The sequence below is a fragment of the Amycolatopsis sp. NBC_01307 genome, from assembly GCF_035975215.1.
Taxonomy (GTDB): Bacteria; Actinomycetota; Actinomycetes; order Mycobacteriales; family Pseudonocardiaceae; genus Amycolatopsis.
Map to the genome: position 1 here is coordinate 8,296,806 of NZ_CP108403.1, position 16,952 is coordinate 8,313,757.

15 protein-coding genes are annotated in these 16,952 nt (G+C 70.5%); 10 read left to right on the top strand and 5 right to left on the bottom strand.

The annotated features are described in order from the left end of the window. Window positions 1-222: 222 nt before the first annotated feature. Complete coding sequence (locus OG439_RS36590) at window positions 223-1,101, bottom strand: helix-turn-helix domain-containing protein (RefSeq protein WP_326945152.1); 879 nt, start codon at window positions 1,099-1,101, stop codon at window positions 223-225. Window positions 1,102-1,265: 164 nt separating this feature from the next. On the opposite strand from OG439_RS36590, the gene OG439_RS36595 reads away from it, so the two are divergent. Continuing rightward, window positions 1,266-2,099, top strand: a complete 834-nt coding sequence (locus tag OG439_RS36595; protein WP_326945153.1) for an SAM-dependent methyltransferase — start codon at window positions 1,266-1,268, stop codon at window positions 2,097-2,099. On the opposite strand, the gene OG439_RS36600 is transcribed toward OG439_RS36595, so the two are convergent. Beyond that, complete coding sequence (locus OG439_RS36600) at window positions 2,100-2,480, bottom strand: sterol carrier family protein (RefSeq protein ID WP_326945154.1); 381 nt, start codon at window positions 2,478-2,480, stop codon at window positions 2,100-2,102. Window positions 2,481-2,536: 56 nt separating this feature from the next. Here OG439_RS36600 and OG439_RS36605 point away from each other — a divergent pair, with 56 nt between their 5' ends. From OG439_RS36605 to OG439_RS36625, 5 genes are all read left to right on the top strand, one after another. After that, window positions 2,537-3,244, top strand: coding sequence for a type VII secretion system-associated protein (locus tag OG439_RS36605; protein WP_247063795.1), 708 nt, complete (start codon window positions 2,537-2,539; stop codon window positions 3,242-3,244). A gap of 80 nt (window positions 3,245-3,324) precedes the next feature. Then, window positions 3,325-4,167, top strand: coding sequence for a lysozyme (locus OG439_RS36610; RefSeq protein WP_326945155.1), 843 nt, complete (start codon window positions 3,325-3,327; stop codon window positions 4,165-4,167). 266 nt (window positions 4,168-4,433) lie between these two features. After that, window positions 4,434-5,309 (top strand): lysozyme, encoded by an 876-nt coding sequence (locus OG439_RS36615; RefSeq protein WP_326945156.1) that lies wholly within the window; start codon window positions 4,434-4,436, stop codon window positions 5,307-5,309. Window positions 5,310-5,483: 174 nt separating this feature from the next. Next, complete coding sequence (locus tag OG439_RS36620; RefSeq protein WP_326945157.1) at window positions 5,484-6,413, top strand: hypothetical protein; 930 nt, start codon at window positions 5,484-5,486, stop codon at window positions 6,411-6,413. Between the two features lie 4 nt (window positions 6,414-6,417). Continuing rightward, entirely contained in the window at window positions 6,418-7,524 is a 1,107-nt protein-coding gene (locus tag OG439_RS36625) for a pentapeptide repeat-containing protein (protein ID WP_326945158.1), read from the top strand. 73 nt (window positions 7,525-7,597) lie between these two features. Here OG439_RS36625 and purL read toward each other — a convergent pair whose 3' ends face one another. Beyond that, entirely contained in the window at window positions 7,598-9,904 is a 2,307-nt protein-coding gene (gene purL, locus OG439_RS36630; RefSeq protein ID WP_442792242.1) for a phosphoribosylformylglycinamidine synthase subunit PurL, read from the bottom strand. A 288-nt stretch (window positions 9,905-10,192) separates the two neighbouring features. On the opposite strand from purL, the gene OG439_RS36635 reads away from it, so the two are divergent. From OG439_RS36635 to OG439_RS36645, 3 genes are all read left to right on the top strand, one after another. Then, complete coding sequence (locus OG439_RS36635; RefSeq protein WP_326945159.1) at window positions 10,193-11,827, top strand: ABC transporter ATP-binding protein; 1,635 nt, start codon at window positions 10,193-10,195, stop codon at window positions 11,825-11,827. Beyond that, complete coding sequence (locus tag OG439_RS36640; protein ID WP_326945160.1) at window positions 11,824-13,569, top strand: ABC transporter ATP-binding protein; 1,746 nt, start codon at window positions 11,824-11,826, stop codon at window positions 13,567-13,569. The genes OG439_RS36635 and OG439_RS36640 overlap by 4 nt, the downstream gene beginning before the upstream one ends. Window positions 13,570-13,635: 66 nt before the next feature. Next, window positions 13,636-14,064, top strand: coding sequence for a pyridoxamine 5'-phosphate oxidase family protein (locus tag OG439_RS36645; RefSeq protein WP_326945161.1), 429 nt, complete (start codon window positions 13,636-13,638; stop codon window positions 14,062-14,064). Window positions 14,065-14,256: 192 nt separating this feature from the next. Here OG439_RS36645 and purQ read toward each other — a convergent pair whose 3' ends face one another. Both purQ and purS read right to left on the bottom strand, forming a co-directional pair. Beyond that, window positions 14,257-14,934 (bottom strand): phosphoribosylformylglycinamidine synthase subunit PurQ, encoded by a 678-nt coding sequence (gene purQ / locus OG439_RS36650; RefSeq protein WP_326945162.1) that lies wholly within the window; start codon window positions 14,932-14,934, stop codon window positions 14,257-14,259. Then, the gene (gene purS / locus OG439_RS36655) at window positions 14,931-15,170 is read right to left on the bottom strand and encodes a phosphoribosylformylglycinamidine synthase subunit PurS (protein WP_247059198.1); all 240 of its coding nucleotides are present in this window, start codon (window positions 15,168-15,170) and stop codon (window positions 14,931-14,933) included. Before purS ends, purQ begins: the two co-directional genes overlap by 4 nt. Window positions 15,171-15,343: 173 nt before the next feature. Between purS and OG439_RS36660 the strand changes: the two genes are divergently transcribed. Continuing rightward, entirely contained in the window at window positions 15,344-16,924 is a 1,581-nt protein-coding gene (locus tag OG439_RS36660; RefSeq protein WP_326945163.1) for a GMC family oxidoreductase, read from the top strand. Window positions 16,925-16,952: the final 28 nt, after the last annotated feature.

Below are 16,952 nucleotides of genomic sequence, written 5' to 3' on the forward strand. Positions count from 1 at the left end.
AGGCGGTGCAGATGCATGTGCATTTGCCCGCGTAAAGCACGCTAGCACGTGTGCCTGCAGCGGTAAATGCACGTGCAGAAGTTCTTGCAAAGTTCTCCCACAGTGAAGGATCACCTGGTCACACTTCACCTAACGGGCGAGAGAAGCGTTCCCCAATGGGCTAGTCGCCACGGTGGGTCACCGATCAGCGGGAACCCGTCGATACCGTCGAACGCGAGTCTTCTAGATCTCTTGACGGCGCTTCGCGAGCATGGACCGGCTCCGGTCGGGCGTCTCCGCGTCGACCGCGAGCATGTCCAGCGCGCGGCTGTACTTCTCGATCTCTTCGCGCTTCTCGATGTAGTGCGCGCCGGTGAGGTATTCGACGTACGCGATGTTCGGCAGTTCCGGCTCGCCGAACCGCATCAGCGAAAACGCGTGCTCCGCGGACAGCCCGCTGCGCGAGTACGGCAGCACCTGGACCGACACGTGCGGCAGCGCGCTCATCTCGAGCAGGTATTCGATCTGCCGCTTCAGGACCTTGACGCCGCCGATCGGCCGGTGCAGCACGGACTCGTCGAGCACCATCCAGACGCGCGGGGCGTCCGGCCTGCTGAACATCTTCTGCCGCCGCATCCGCAGCGCGACCAGCTGGTCGACCCGGTCGTCGGCCATGTCCGGCCGGCCGTGGCTGAAGATCGCCCGCGCGTACCCCTCGATCTGCAGCAGTCCCGAGACGTAGAGCGGCTCCCAGATCTGGATCCGGGCCGCGGCCTCTTCCAGGCCGACGAGGTCGGTGAACCAGTTCGGCATCGTCTCGCCGAAGCGGCGCCACCAGCCTGGTTCGTTCGACTGCTTGACCATGTCGAGGAACGTCTGGCGCTCGGTGGACTCCTCGACGCCGTACATCGTGAGGAGGTCGGTGACGTCGCGTTCCTTGAAGCCGACCCGGCCCAGCTCGAGGCGGCTGATCTTCGATTCGGACCCGCGGATGTTGTAGCCGGCCTGCTGCCGCGTGATGCCCGCTTCTTCGCGGAGTCGTCGCAGCTGCGAGCCGAGGATCATCCGGCGCGCCGTCGGGCCGATGTTCTGTTCAGCACTGGACGCGTTCACCGCGTTCATTCCCGGACCTTCCGCGCGTCAGTCACCAGGGGGCTCTAGCCCGACTACCGAAAGTACACGTTGGGCCGTCCTGCGCAAAGAGGTGACCCGGTTTACCGCATGCGTGTGTAGTCCTACTCTACGTAGAGTACGAGACTTTCGACACAGAACTTGCGAGGTTCAAGATGCCCGACGCCGCGACCCGGACCGAACGAGTTCCCGTTGGAGTCGACCCGACCCGGGCCAGCATCGCGCGGGTCTACGACGCGTTCCTGCTGGGCAAGGACAACTACGAGATCGACCGGGAGGTCCTGAAGCAGGTGCAGCAGGCCGCTCCCGAAGCGCAGGACCTGGCCTTCGAAAACCGGGGTTTCCTCATCCGCGCGTGCCGCTTCCTCGCGGGCCAAACGGGTATCACCCAGATTCTCGACCTGGGGTCCGGTCTCCCGACCGCCGAGAACACCCACCAGGTCGTCCAGCGGATCAACCCGGAGACCCGGGTCGTCTACGTCGACAACGACCCGGTGGTGCTCGCCCACGGCCGGGCACTGCTCGAGGAGAACGAGCACACCCACTTCGTCGCCGAGGACATCTTCGAGCCGGCGCGGATCCTCGAGAACGAGACCGTGCGCGAGCACATCGACTTCACGCAGCCGCTGATCATGTTGCAGATGGGCACCTTGCACCACTTCAAGGGCGACCACGACCGGCCGGCGGAGATCATGCGGGAGTACGTCGACGCGCTGCCGTCCGGCTCCTTCGTCGGGCTCAGCCACTTCTTCGACCCGGAGAACGAAGACTCCGCGACCGCGCGCCGCATGGAGGACTTCTTCGTGCACAGCCCGATGGGCTCGGGCACGTTCCGGACGCAGAAGGACATCGAGGCCCTGTTCGCCGGCCTCGAGATGGTCGAACCCGGCGTGACCCTGTGCGCCGACTGGTGGCCGGACGGCCCGCGCCTCAAGGAGCTCAACGTCGCGCAGCGCACCATCGCAGGCGGCGTCGGCCGCAAGCCGTAGTCAGACGCGGACGAGCGGGAGCCACTGCGCGAGGTCGGCCCGGGTGCCCGAAGCGGACACCCGGCCGTCGGCCACCGCAGTGGTCCAGTCCAATCGACCCGTCGCGAGTTCCAGCCACGTACGCGGGTCCGTCTCGATCACGTTGGGCGGCGTGCCGCGGGTGTGGCGCGGTCCGTCCACGCACTGCACCGCGGCGAACGGCGGCACGCGGACCTCGACCGTCCTTCCGGGAGCGTCGGCCGCCAGCGCGCGCAGGCTGAGCCGGACAGCGGCGGCGAGCTCCGCGCGGGCCGGGTCGGGCCCGTCGCCCTGCAGCCACGGGGAAATCGCCTGCACCGCCGCACGTAACTGTCCGGGGTCGACCGAACGCGAAGAGGCCATGGGCAAACAGTAGAGTGGCGCACCAAGAGTTTTCCGGCACACCCGAGAACGTGGGGATCACGATGGCGCAGCGGGACGAGGCAGATCGGATGGTTTCGCAGCAGCCAGCCGGAAACGGACCGGATCGCCCCGGCAAGCACGGCAAGCACAGCCGGTCGGCGCGGCGCGGTGGCCAGCAGGCCCGGCGCTCCGGCAAGCACGGCACCCCCGAGATCACCGAGGAGATGCGCGCGAACGCGCGCGCCAACCCCGACAGCTGGCTCTACGTCATCGACGAGGCCTTCGACCCGAACGGCCCGGTGCCGTCGTGGGCGGTCGTCGGCGCGTACCCGGTGAACGCCGCCGGCGACGTCGTCGCGGACTTCCACCCGAACGACCGCTACCGGCCCTCGCCCAAGGCCCTCGGGTTCCCGGAGCCGTCGAACGACCTCGAGCACCTGCTGCAGCTCGTGCGCACCGAGCACCGGCCGCCGTCGGACCTGCCGAAGATCGTCCTCGACTCGACGCTGTTCGTGTACGCGATGTCGCCGGTGCAGCGCACGGTCATCGGCTTCCACAACACCGACGGCCGGGTCATGGTGCCGGCGTACACCCGCAAGACCCTGGTGCCGCGCGAGTGGCCGCACGCCCGCGCGGTCGTCGGCCGCGACATCGTCAGCCTGCTGGGTGGTCACCCGGTCGCGATCAACCCACACGACCTGATCACCGCCGTCGTGCCGGCGGAACACCTGGTGAAGGCGCTCGCGGACGAACAGCAGCGCTGACGGCGTCACCCTTCAGCCCCTCACACTTTCGAGTGGCACCGGGTAGCCGATCCGGCGACACGGGTGCATCGTGAGGCTCAATGAGACTCACGGGACTGGTGGGGGGCAAGAGGGTGCTGGGCCGTTCACAAAGAGGCCGTTCGCTGCCGCTCCTCGCCGCCGCCGCGTTCCTGGTCGCCGGGCAGACCCCGGCGACCGCCGTCGACCTGTACGAGGGCGCCGAGGACCACTACGCCGGTTCGCAGATCGCCAAGGTCGAAGGGATCGAGGCGCTCCCGGACGTGCTGTACGCGGCCGACGACCAGCAGCTCGGCCACGACGTCAGCGGGCACCAGGGGCCGGTCGACTGGGGCGGCGCGGCGGGAGCGGGTGCGAAGTTCGTCTACGTCAAGGCGACCGAGGGCACCGGCTTCGTCAACCCGCAGTTCGCCCAGCAGTACAACGGGTCCTACGACGCCGGGCTCATCCGCGGCGCCTACCACTTCGCCCGGCCGGACGTCTCCGACGGCGCGGCACAGGCCCGGTACTTCCTGGCCCACGGCGGCGGCTGGTCGGCCGACGGCCGGACGCTGCCGGGCGCGCTCGACGCGGAGTACAACCCGTACGGCGAAACCTGTTACGACAAGGACGCCGCCGGAATGGTCCGCTGGCTCAGCGATTTCTCCGAGACCTACCGCGCGGCCACCGGCCGGTACCCGACGATCTACACGTCGACGAGCTGGTGGAAGCGGTGCACGGCGAACAACGGCGGCTTCGGCGCCAACCCGCTCTGGATCGCCCGCTACAACACCTACATCGGCGAGCTCCCGGCCGGCTGGACCGTGCACACGATCTGGCAGTTCGCCGACAAGGGGACGCTGCCCGGTGACCAGAACTGGTTCAACGGCGCGGCCGAGCGGCTGCGGGTCCTGGCGCTCGGCTGACCGCGGTTCGCCGGCTACCGGAACGGCCCGGGCGTGCCCGGCCGACCGATTGCGGGCGCGTTCGCTCGGCTGAACGGCGCAGCTCATCGGTAATAGGTGTTAACCAGTCACCAATTGATGATCGACTTCCACAGAAAATCACCCACGCGTATACCCAATTTCACGGAACTGAGTGACAAACCCCGGGTGCGTCGCTAACAATCGTGCTCGGACGGCTACCTGCAGTAAGCCGTCCTCAGCGAGGGTATCTGTGAAGGGATTCAACGATGTCCACTTCCCGAAGAGGGCGGCTGTTCGCTGCCCTGGCCGTCCCCGCCACGCTGCTCCTGCTCGGCAGCACGGTCCAGGCGACGGCCGCCACCATCTCCCCCGAGGTCGACCCGGTGACCGCGATCAACGCGGACATCGCCGTGCACAACCACGACATGGGCTCGCAGATCCGGCGCGTCGAAGGTGACAAGTCGACGCCGGACACGCAGAAGGCGGCGCAGCAGCCGCAACCCGCTCAGGCCATCCCCGGCCAGGTGCTGGCCACGGTGGCCGGCATCGACGTCGCCAGCTACCAGGGCAACGTCGACTGGGCGAGCTGGTGGAACCAGGGCAAGCGGTTCGTCTGGACCAAGGCCACCGAAAGCACGAGCTACACCAACCCCTACTTCGCCCAGCAGTACAACGGTTCCTTCAACCAGGGCTTCCTCCGCGGCGCCTACCACTTCGCCACCCCGAACACGGCGAGCGGTGCCGCCCAGGCGAACTACTTCCTGGCCCACGGCGGCGGCTGGTCGAGGGACGGCAAGACGCTGCCCGGCGCCCTGGACATGGAGTACAACCCGTACGGCGCCACCTGTTACGGGCTGAGCCAGGCGGCGATGACGTCGTGGATCCTCGACTTCCACGACACCTACCACGCCAAGACCGGCCGGTACCCGGTGATCTACACGTCCCAGAGCTGGTGGAACCAGTGCGTCAGCGCCGACTTCTCCAGCACGGCCCCGCTGTGGGTCGCGCGGTACGCGTCGTCGGTCGGGGCCCTGCCCTACAACTGGGGCTTCTACACCGTCTGGCAGTACACCTCGAGCCCGCTCGACCAGGACACCTTCAACGGCGCCCTCGACCGGCTCCAGGCCCTCGCCAACGGCTGACCCGCACCACCCCGGCTCCCGGATCGTGACGACTTCGCGTCGTCGCGGCCGGGAGCCGGTTTCATGCCGTACCGTCCGAGCTTGCAGAATGCTGCTCACGACTCCTGGGGGAACCGCACGCGTCCGCCGGGCGTCGGATGCGCACGAACACCCCGCGCCCGGAAGGCATGACCGATGACCTACCCGCCTCAGCCGGGCCAGCCCGGCCAGCCCGACCCGTACGGCCAGCAGCCGCAGTCCGGCGGCTTCCCGCAGCAGCCGTATCCCCAGCAGGGCGGGTGGGACCCCAACCAGCAGCAACAGCCGTACCCGACGCAGCAGTACCCGCAGGGCTGGGACCCGAACCAGCAGGGCTACCAGCAGCCGGGCACCGCCGGTTACCCGCAGCAGGGCTGGGGCGACCCGAACCAGCAGCAGCAGGGCTGGGCCGACCCGAACGCCCAGCAGCAGCAGGCTTGGGCGGACCCGAACGCCCAGCAGTACGGCCAGCAGGCGTGGGACCCGAACGCCGGCGGCCAGATGTCGGGCTGGGACCAGCAGGGCGGCTACGGGCAGGGCTTCGGCGGGCCGCCGGCGCCGCCGAAGCAGAGCAAGACCGGGATGTGGATCGCCGTCGGCGCCGTCGTGGTGCTGGTGCTGGCGGGCCTGGGCATCACCGGGTTCGTGGCGCCCGGGTTCTTCCTCTCGAAGGACGACAACACCGTGGCGTCCCCGGGCACGAGCACCTCGGCCAAGCCGTCGACGCCGAAGAGCACCCCGAAGAAGTCGACGACGCCGAGCACCAAGACGTCGACGCCGGGCGGCGGCTCGGGCTCGGCGCAGGGCAAGGTCGTGCTGCAGGGCTTCATCGACAAGCTGAACGCCGGCGACAACAACGCCGCGATCGCGATGGGCTGCTCGGACTCGAAGGACCTGCTCGACTCGTGGCTCAAGACGTTCCTCAAGTCGCCGCTGCAGCTGGAGCTCGGCGACGTGCCGGACGACGAGTACCTCGTCGAGGGCCAGGTCACCGGGACGTCCGCGGGCAAGTCGGTCAAGGGCACGCTGAGCGCGACGAACTTCGACGACAAGGGCTTCTGCGTCAGCACCATGCTGGTGTCCTGAGCGGGTGAAGCTGTGGCGATCACCGCTGGCGTGGACGTTCGCCGCGTCGCTGGTGCTGCTGCTCGGGGTCGGCGGCTGGTTGCTGACCGACCCCGCCACCAGCCGCAGTGACGCGCTCAAGACCGGCGGCCTGGCCGGCGGCGCGATCGTGGCGCTGTACGCGCTCTGGCTGAACGACCGGCGCCGCCGCGTCGAGGAACGCCGCCAGGACATCGAGCGGCAGCGGCACGAGCTGGAGTCGCAACGCGCGGAGCAGGACCGCGAGCGGGTGGCGGACGAGCGGTTCGCGAAGGCGGTCGAGCTGCTCGGCCACGCGGCCGACCAGGTGCGGGTGGGCGCGCTGCACGCACTGGCGGGCCTGGCGCGGAGCCGCCCGGCGTACACGCAGACGGTGCTGGACGTGCTGTGCTCGTACCTGCGGCGGCCGTTCGAGCACGTGCGCTACAAGGCGGACGTCGACCGCCGCGACCCCGACGCCAGGCGGGACACGCCCGCGCAGGAACAGGAACTCCAGGTCCGGTTGACCGCGCAGCGGCTGATCCGGGAGCTGCTGCCGGCGGCCGACCAGGCGGACGCGCCGGACTACGACCTCGACCTGACCGGCGCGGTCGTCGAATACCTCGATCTCTCGGGGTGCCGGATCGGCGGGATGGTGCTGCGGTACGCGGCGCTGCACAGCAGCACCAACCTGAGTGGCTGCCGCTTCACCGGGCGGGTGTACTTCACCGCGGCGGGCACCGACAAGGGCCGGCTCATCGGCAACTTCCGTTGCCGTGGCGCGGTTTTCGAAAGCCACGCCTGGTTCAGCGGCACCCGGTTCGCCGAGCTGGCGGACTTCACCGCGACGACCTTCGCGGGCAAGACCACCTTCAAGGACGCGACGTTCGTCAAGGACGCGGTCTTCCACGACGTGCGCGCGACCGGCGAACTGGACTTGCGCCGGACCCGCTTCGAGGGCCAAACCGACCTGCGGTTCGCCGTGCTGCCCGAGTCGCTCTCGCTGTACAACACGCGCGTCCAGTCCGAAAAGGACGTTCAGCTGCCTGGCGGCTGGAAGCGCGAGAAACTGCGCGACGGCGACGAAGACCGGATCGTCGCCGAAGCCGGCTGAGCAGCCCCCGTTTTCCACGCTAGCGGAGGGCACCGACAGAAATCGGTGCCCTCCGGTCAGCTGTCCACAGGTCTCAGTCGAACAGGGCCGGGAGGGTCTTCTCCCACGCCTCGCGCAGCTCGTCGAGCGTGAACTCCGTGATGTCCTGCAGCTCCAGCTTGCCCGACTCCGGGTCGACCACGCCGGTCTTGCGCCACGGGAGGCCGCGCGCGGTGCACATCTCCGTGAAGCGCAGCTCCTCCGTGCGCGGAACCGCCACCAGCACGCGGCCCGACGACTCGGAGAACAGCTGGACGAACGGGTCCTGGTCGGCGTCGAGGAAGAACCGGGCGCCGCACTGTCCGATGAGGACGGTCTCGACGAACGCCTGGATCAGGCCGCCGTCCGAAAGGTCGTGCGCGGCCGAGATCATGCCGTCACGGGAACCCGCCACCAGGATGTCCGCGAGGAGCTTCTCGCGGGCGAGGTCCACGCGAGGGGGCACGCCGCCGAGGTGGCCGTGCAGCTCGCGGGCCCACGCCGAGCCGTCCAGCTCGTCGTGCGTTTCGCCCAGCAGCAGCAGGGTTTCGCCGGCCTCGGCGCCGATGCCGGTCGGGATGCGGCGGGTGACGTCGTCGATCACGCCGAGCACGCCGATCACCGGCGTCGGCAGGATCGCCGTCGAGCCGGTCTGGTTGAAGAAGCTCACGTTGCCGCCGGTGACCGGGATGCCCAGCTCGACGCAGCCGTCCGCGATGCCGTGCACGGCCTGCTCGAACTGCCACATCACGCCCGGGTCGGTCGGCGCGCCGAAGTTCAGGCAGTCCGACACCGCGACCGGGGTAGCGCCGCCCGTCGCCACGTTGCGGTACGCCTCCGCCAGCGCCAGCTGCGCGCCGCGGTACGGGTCGAGGTAGACGAACTTGCTGTTGCAGTCGGTCGCCACCGAGACGCCGCGGCCGCTCGACTCGTCGATCCGGATCATGCCCGAGTCGGACGGCTGCGAGAGCACGGAGTTGCCGCGCACGTACCGGTCGTACTGCGACGTCACCCATTCCTTCGACGCCTGGTTCGGCGACGAGATCAGCTTGAGCACGTCCGCGCGCAATTCTTCAGGAGTGGCCGGACGCGGCAGGTTCGCCGAGGTGTCGGCGATCAAAGCGTCCTGAAAGGACGGTCGCTCGATCGGCCGGTCGTACACCGGGCCCTGGTGCGCCACGGTGTGCGCCGGGACGTCGACGACGACCTCGTCGTGCCAGGTGATCACCAGGTGCTCGCCGTCGGTGACCTCGCCGATGTCGGTGGCGATGACGTCCCACTTGCGGCAGACGGCCATGAACGCCTCGACGTTCTCCGGCGAGACGACCGCGCACATGCGCTCCTGCGACTCGCTGGAGAGCACCTCCGCCGGCGTCATCCCGGTGGCGCGCAACGGAACCCGGTCGAGGTAGACGTGCATGCCGCCGTCACCGGCCGCGGCCAGCTCCGACGTCGCGCAGGACAGCCCGGCACCGCCGAGGTCCTGGATGCCGACGACGAGGTCGGCCGCGAACAGCTCGAGGCAGCACTCGATGAGCACCTTCTCGGTGAACGGGTCGCCGACCTGGACGCTCGGCAGCTTCTTGCGGCCGCCCGACGACTCGTCACCCGAAAAGGTGTCACTCGCCAGGACGGACACGCCGCCGATGCCGTCGAGGCCGGTGCGGGCGCCGAACAGGATGATCTTGTTGCCGGTGCCGGACGCGAAGGCCAGGTGCAGGTCCTCGACGCGCATCGCGCCGACGCACAGCGCGTTGACCAGCGGGTTGCCGCTGTAGGACGGGTCGAAGACCAGCTCGCCGCCGATGTTCGGCAGGCCGAGGCAGTTGCCGTAACCGCCGACGCCGGCGACCACACCGGGCAGCACGCGCTTGGTGTCGGGGGCGTCGGCCGGGCCGAAGCGCAGCGCGTCCGCCACCGCGAGCGGTCGCGCGCCCATCGCCATGATGTCGCGCACGATGCCGCCGACGCCGGTCGCGGCGCCCTGGTAGGGCTCCACATAGGACGGGTGGTTGTGGCTCTCCACCTTGAAGGTGACCGCCCAGCCCTCGCCGATGTCGACGACGCCGGCGTTCTCGCCGATGCCGGCCAGCATCTTGGCCTTCATCTCGTCGGTCGCGGTCTCGCCGAAGTAGCGAAGGTGCTTCTTGGAGGACTTGTAGGAGCAGTGCTCGCTCCACATCACCGAGTACATGGCCAGCTCGGCGTCGGTGGGCCGGCGGCCGAGGATTTCCCGGATGCGGGCGTACTCGTCGTCGGCGAGCCCGAGCTCGCGATAGGGCTGGGTGTGGTCCGGGGTCGCCCCGGCCCGCTCGGTGGTGTCAACGGTGCTGGTCACGGTGTCCGTGTCAGGGTTCGCCACGGCCGCCAGGATACGTGCCGGGCCCGGGTGCCCCGGACACTGGGCCGCCCCACCGGATCTCACCGTTCCGGGTGTGACGGAGCAGACAACCCGAGTGGGCGAAGATCCTCCGGAAGCTGCGGCTGAAGGCCCGCGCGGAGTAGTACTTCCGGTCCCGGATCGGCTGATCCGGGACTCCGGCAGACGAGCGACCGGCCGGGTGCGCGGCCACCGAGCGGAGGCGCGGCCGCAGGCGGGCGCGCGAAAATCGGTCGCCAACCCGAGGTCGTCGGCTTAACGTCGGGAATCGTGCTTTCCGCCACATATCCCTTCCCGCCGCTGCGGCTCCCCGCACGGCCGACCGCGAGCCGGTTCCTGCTCGCCGTGTTCCGGGCTCGCCTCGGCACGGTGCTGGGCTCGGCCACGATCGGCGTCGTGTGGGCGCTGCCGGGCGCCCTGCTGCCCCTGGTGATCGGCCAGGGCATCGGCGCCATCACCGCGCACGACGGCGCGGGCGTGGGGCGCTGGGCGCTGGCCGCGGCCGTGCTCGGCGTCGTGCAGACCGTGTCCGGGACCTGGATGCACTTCATCAACTACGGCCTGTGGCTGCACGGCGCGGGCTCCACCCAGCGGCTCGTGTCGGCGCACACGACGCGCGTCGGCGCCGGCCTGCGCGCGCAGACGACCACCGGCAACCTGGTCGCGATCGCCACCACCGACATCAACCACATCGGCAACACCGTCGAGATGGCCGGCCGGGCGTTCGGCTCGCTGCTGGCGTTCGTCGTGGTCGCGATCTGGCTGGTCTCGACGTCGCCGCTGCTCGGTGTGGTCGCGCTGGTCGGTGTGCCGCTCGCGGTGCTGGGCATCGGGCCGCTGCTGGCCCCGCTGCAGAAGCGCAAGACGAGCCAGCGCGAGATGCGCGGCGAGGTCAACGCCCTCGGCGCGGACATCGTGTCCGGCCTGCGGATCCTTCGTGGCATCGGCGGTGAGCGGCGGTTCTCCGGCCGCTTCCGCGAGACCAGCCAGCGCGTGCGCCGGGCCGGCGTCGAGGTCGGCAAGGCCGAGTCGTGGCTGGCCGCGGCCGAGGTCGCGATGCCCGGCCTGGTCACCGTGGTGATCACGTGGCTGGGCGCGCGGCTGGCCGTGGGCGGCACCATCGACCTCGGGCAGCTGGTGGCGTTCTACGGCGTTTCGATGTTCCTCATCTGGCCGGTCTCCGCCGCCACGGAAGCCGTCGGGTCGTTGACGTCCGGCCTGGTGGCGTCGCGGAAGGTGGTGGCGCTGCTGGCGCTGCACCCGGCGCTGGCGGACCCCGAAACGCCGGTGCGGCTGCCCGACGGGCCGCTCGACTTGGCGGACACGGAGTCCGGGGTGCGGGTCGCGGCCGGGCAGCTGACGGTCGTCGACTTCGGCGCCGGCGGCGAGGCGGTGGCCGACCGGCTGGCCCGGTTCGCCGACCCGGCCGCGGGCGAGGAAGTGCTGGTCGGCGGAGTCCGGGCGGACCAGGTCGCGCTCGTGGAGCTGCGGCGGCGGGTGGTGTACGCGCACAACCAGGACATCTGGTTCTCCGGCGTGCTGCGCGAGCAGCTGACGCCGGCGCGGCCGAGCGGCGTGGACATCACCGACGCGCTGTACGCGGCCGACGCCGACGACATCGTCGAGGCGCTGCCCGACGGCGTCGACGAGGTGATCGGCGAGCGCGGCCGCGAGGTGTCCGGCGGCCAGCGGCAACGGCTGAACCTGGCCCGCGCGCTGGCGGTGGACGCGGACGTCCTGGTGCTGGACGAGCCGACGTCGGCGGTCGACGCGCACACGGAGGCACGCATCACCGAGCGCGTCGCGGCCCTGCGCCGCGGCAAGACGACGGTGGTGTTCAGCCAGAGTCCATTGTGGACACATGTGGCCGACGAGGTATTCACGACGAAGGTGGTGACGGTGTGAAGCGGCTCCCCACGGCGTCCCGGCGGGACGTCCGCCGCTGGGCGTTGCGGACGGCGGCGGCCCACAAGCGCGAGGTCGCGCTGCTGCTCGGCGCGCTCGCCGTGTCCACGCTGATCGGGCTGGCCGGCCCGCAGCTGCTCGGTTCGCTGGTCGACGCCGTCGCGGCCGGGACCACGACCACGCACGTCGACGTGCTGGCGGGCGTGTTCGTCGTGATCCTGCTGCTGCAGGCGCTGTCGCGGAAGGTCGCGCGGATGCGCGGCGCGGTGTTCGCCGAGCTGGTGCTGGCCGAGACCCGCGAGGAGTTCGTCGGCACGGCGCTGCAGCTGCCGCTCGGCACCGTCGAGGCAGCCGGCACCGGCGACCTGCTCAGCCGGGCCACCACCGACCTCGGCCGGATCGACCACGCGGCGCGGTTCGCGGCGCCGGAGATCCTGGTCGCGGCGGTGACCGTGGTGTTCACGGTGGCGGCGATGGTGCTGACGTCACCACTGCTGGCCCTGGGCCTGCTGGTCGCGGCACCGCTGCTGATCAGCGTCAACGTCTGGTACCAACGGCGGATCCCGGCGCTGATGCAGGCGATGCTGGACCGCTGGGCGGACCTGACGACCAGCGTCCACGAGACGGCCGAGGGCGCGCGGACGGTCGAGGCGCTCGGGCTGACCGAACGCCGGGTCACCGGCGCCCACGACGACCTGGACCGGAGCATCCTCGGCGAACGCCGGATGCGGGCGCTGCAGCTGCGCTGGCTGCCGTCGCTGGAGATCAGCTACGTGCTGCCGCTGGCCGTCATGCTGCTGCTCGGGCTGCTCGCGTACACGCGCGGCTGGGCCGGGCTCGGTGAGATCACCACGATGCTGCTGTACATGCAGGCGATGGCGAACCCGCTCAACTCCGCGCTGTTCTGGCTGGAGGACCTGCAGGTCGCGGCGGCCGCGGCCCGCCGGATCCTCGGCATCCGCGAGGTCGCGGTCGAGGAGACCCCGAAGGTGACGCAGGTGCCGCGCGGGCGCGACATCGACGTGCACGACGTCCGGTTCGCCTACACCGCCGACCGCGAAGTGCTGCACGGCATCGACCTGCGCGTCCCGCGCGGCGAGCGGCTGGCGATCGTCGGACCGTCGGGCGCGGGCAAGTCGACGCTCGGGCGGCTGCTGGCCGGCATCGCGGTGCCGTCCGCGGGCTCGGTGCGCATCGGCGGCCGGGACGTCTCGGCGCTGGCCGACGACGTGCTGCGCGGCGAGGTCCTGCTGCTGACCCAGGAGCACCACGTCTTCTCGGGGACGCTCCGGCAGAACCTGGCCCTGCCGGCCCGCCGCGCGGGCGGCGACTGGCCGGACGTCGAGCTGACGGCGGCCCTGGAGTCGGCGGGCGCGTCCGGCTGGGTCGCGGGCCTGCCGGACGGCCTCGACACGAAGATCGGCTCGGGCGCGTACCCGGTGCCGGCGGCGGTCGCGCAGCAGCTGGCGCTGGCCCGGGTCGTGCTCGCGGACCCGCACACGCTGGTGCTCGACGAGGCGACGTCCCTGCTGGACACGGGCTCGGCGCGCGACCTGGAGCGTTCGCTGAACAGCGTGCTGGCCGGCCGCACGGTGATCGCGATCGCCCACCGCCTGCACACGGCGGCGGCGGCCGACCGCGTCGCGGTGGTCGAGGGCGGCCGCATCACGGAGCTGGGCCCGCACGCGTCACTGCTGGCGGCGGGCGGTTCGTACGCCCGCCTGGTGGCGGCGGCGAGCTGAGTCCGGAATGTCCGGACTCGCCGACGTGTTGCTCCCCGGTAGATGACCGGCTACCTGGGGAGTGACATGTCGTCTTTCGTCATGACGGCTGCGGAGCGCGAAGCGTTCCTGAGCGGGGTGCACGTCGGGGTGCTGGCGGTGGAGCGCGCCGGACGCGCACCGCTGGCGGTCCCGGTCTGGTACGACTACGCACCGGGCGGCGAGCTGCTGATCTGGATGGAACGCGACACGGTCAAGGACCGCGCGATCCGCGCGGCGGGCCGGCTGAGCCTGGCCGCCCAGGACGAGACACCGCCGTACAGGTACGTGACGGTGGAGGGCCCGGTGATCGCGAACGACGAGCCCCCGACGCGCGAACAGGCGTTGCGGATAGCAGGCCGGTATTGGCCGGCGGAGCAGGCGAAGGAGTACGTCGACTCGGCGCTGGGCCCGCAGTCGGTGCTCGTGCGGGTGCGGCCGGAGAAGTGGCTCTCGAACGACCAGAGCAAGACCTGACCTGACCGGTCCGGGGTTGGGCCGACTCGCGTGATTGAGCAGCCGACACGCGTGATCACCGGGACGACACGCGTACCTGGATGGACGACTCGCGTACCCAGAGAGTCGACTCGCGTACCTGGGGAGTCGGGGCTGCGTGCCGGGAGGGTCGACGCGGTGGCCGGGGAGGCGACACCCTCCCCGGCCGGTGCGTCAAGCCTTGATCAGCGCGTCCACCGCGCTGTAGAACATGCCGAGACCGTCGTCGGACGGGCCGGTGAGTGCGTCGATCGCGTGCTCCGGGTGCGGCATGAGCCCGACCACGCGGCCGTTCTCGCTGCGGATGCCCGCGATGTCGTTGCGGGAGCCGTTCGGGTTGCCGCCGACGTAGCGGAACACGACACGGTCCTCGGCTTCCAGCGCGTCCAAAGTGGACTGCTCGGCCACGTAGCAGCCGTCGATGTTCTTCATCGGGATGAGGATCTCGGCGCCCTGCTCGTACCGCGAGGTCCACGCCGTCGAGGTGTTCTCGACGCGCAGCCACTGGTCGCGGCAGATGAAGTGCAGGCCCTGGTTGCGGATCATCGCGCCCGGCAGCAGGCCGGCCTCGCAGAGGATCTGGAACCCGTTGCAGATGCCGAGCACCGGCATCCCGGCCCGCGCGGCCTCGATCACCGACGTCATCACCGGCGCGAACCGGGCGATGACGCCCGCGCGCAGGTAGTCGCCGTACGAGAAGCCACCCGGGACGACCACGGCGTCGACGCCGCGCAGGTCCTCGTCGGCGTGCCACAGGGGCACGGCCTCCGCGTCGGCGTAGCGGACCGCGCGGGCCGCGTCGCCGTCGTCGAGGGTGCCCGGGAAGGTGATGACGCCGATGCGGGCGCTCACGCGCCGACCCGCGTGATGGTCCACTGCTCGATCACCGGGTTCGCGAGGAAACCTTCGGCGATCTTCTCGAGCGTCGCGTCGTCGACGGAGTCGTCGACCTCGATCTCGAAGTGCTTGCCCTGGCGGATCTCCTTGATCCCGGTGAAGCCGAGACGGCCGGCGGCGCCGAGCGCGGCCTGTCCCTGCGGGTCGAGGATTTCGGGCTTGGGCATGACGTCGACGACAACTCGGGCCACGGCAGGCTGCTCCTTATTCACGCAGGTCGTGGGTACCCGGCGAGCATAGTTCACCCGGTTCACCGGACCCGCGCCCAGGTGGCGAGGGCCACCGGAAAACCTAGACTGGCCCACGGCGCGGTGCTGCGCCATGATGAGTCGTTGACATCGCGCCAACAGCGAGTGGAGGCACCGTGGCCGTCCAGGACTCCTTTGACTACGTGATCGTCGGTGCGGGCAGCGCCGGGTGCGTGCTGGCGAACCGCCTCACCGAGGATCCGTCGGCGCAGGTCCTGCTGCTGGAGGCGGGCGGCGAGGACACCGCCGACGAAGTCCGCATTCCGGCCGCGTTCGCGTCGCTGTTCAAGACCCGGTGGGACTGGAACTACGAGACCGTCGAGCAGAAGCACACCGGCAAGTCCGCGTACTGGCCGCGCGGGAAGATGCTCGGCGGCTGCTCGTCGATCAACGCCATGATCTACATCCGCGGCAACCGCGCCGACTACGACGGCTGGCGCGATTCCCACGGTGCCGAAGGCTGGGGCTGGGACGACGTCCTCCCCTACTTCAAGCGCGCCGAGGGCAACCAGCGCCTCGGCGGGCCGCTGCACGGCACCGACGGCCCGCTGAACGTCGAGGACCGCCGGTTCACCCACGAGCTGTCGAGCGCGTGGGTCGACTCCGCCGTCGCGTGGGGCCTCAAGCGCACCGACGACTTCAACGGCGAGAGCCAGGAAGGCGCCGGCAACTACCAGGTGACCTGCAAGAAGGGCCGTCGCTGGTCCACTGCGGACGCCTACCTGCGCCCGGCGCTCGACCGGCCGAACCTCACCGTGAAGACCGGCGCGCAGGCCACCCGGATCGTGTTCGAGGGCACGCGCGCGATCGGCGTGTCCTATGTGGACAACGGCGTCGAGCGCACCGCGCGCGCGTCGGCCGAAGTGCTGCTCAGCGGCGGCGCGGTCAACTCGCCGCAGCTGCTGATGGTCTCCGGCGTCGGCCCGGCCGAGCACCTGCGCGAGCACGGCATCGACGTCGTCACCGCGTTGCCGGGCGTCGGCGAGAACCTGCACGACCACCCCGCGTGCGGGATCATCTGGTCCACCCGCGGCACCACCGACCTGGTGAACGCCGCCACGCCGGCCGGACTCGTGCGCTACCAGCTGACCAAGCGCGGGCCGCTGGCGTCGAACATCGGTGAGGCGGGCGCGTTCTTCCCGACCGGCGACGGCCTGCCCGCGCCGGACATGCAGATCCACGTGGCACCGACGTTGTTCTACGACAACGGGATGCGCGAACCGACCGTCCCCGGTTTCACGTCGGCGGCGACGCTGGTGGACGTCGCCAGCCGCGGCCGGCTGCGGCTGAAGTCGGCGAACCCCTTGTGGAAGCCGGAAATCGACCCGGCCTACTACGCGGAATCGAAGGACATGGACGCGATGATCGCCGGGCTGAAGGCGCTCGTCGAGATCGGGAAGTCGGGGCCGCTCAAGCGATTCCTCGACAAGCCGTTCCTGCCCGCGCGGCACGACCTGACCGACGCCGAGTTCGTGGAGCACATCCGCGAGAACACGCAGACGCTGTACCACCCGGTCGGGACGTGCGCGATGGGCACCGGCGAGCAGGCGGTGGTCGACCCGCAGCTGCGGGTGCGCGGGATCGAGGGGCTGCGGGTGGTGGACGCGTCGGTGATGCCGGTGGTGCCGCGCGGGAACACGAACGCGCCGACGATCATGGTGGCGGAGAAGGCGGCGGACCTCATCCGGGGGCGCTGAGGGCGGGCGGGCCGCGGCCCCCGGTATC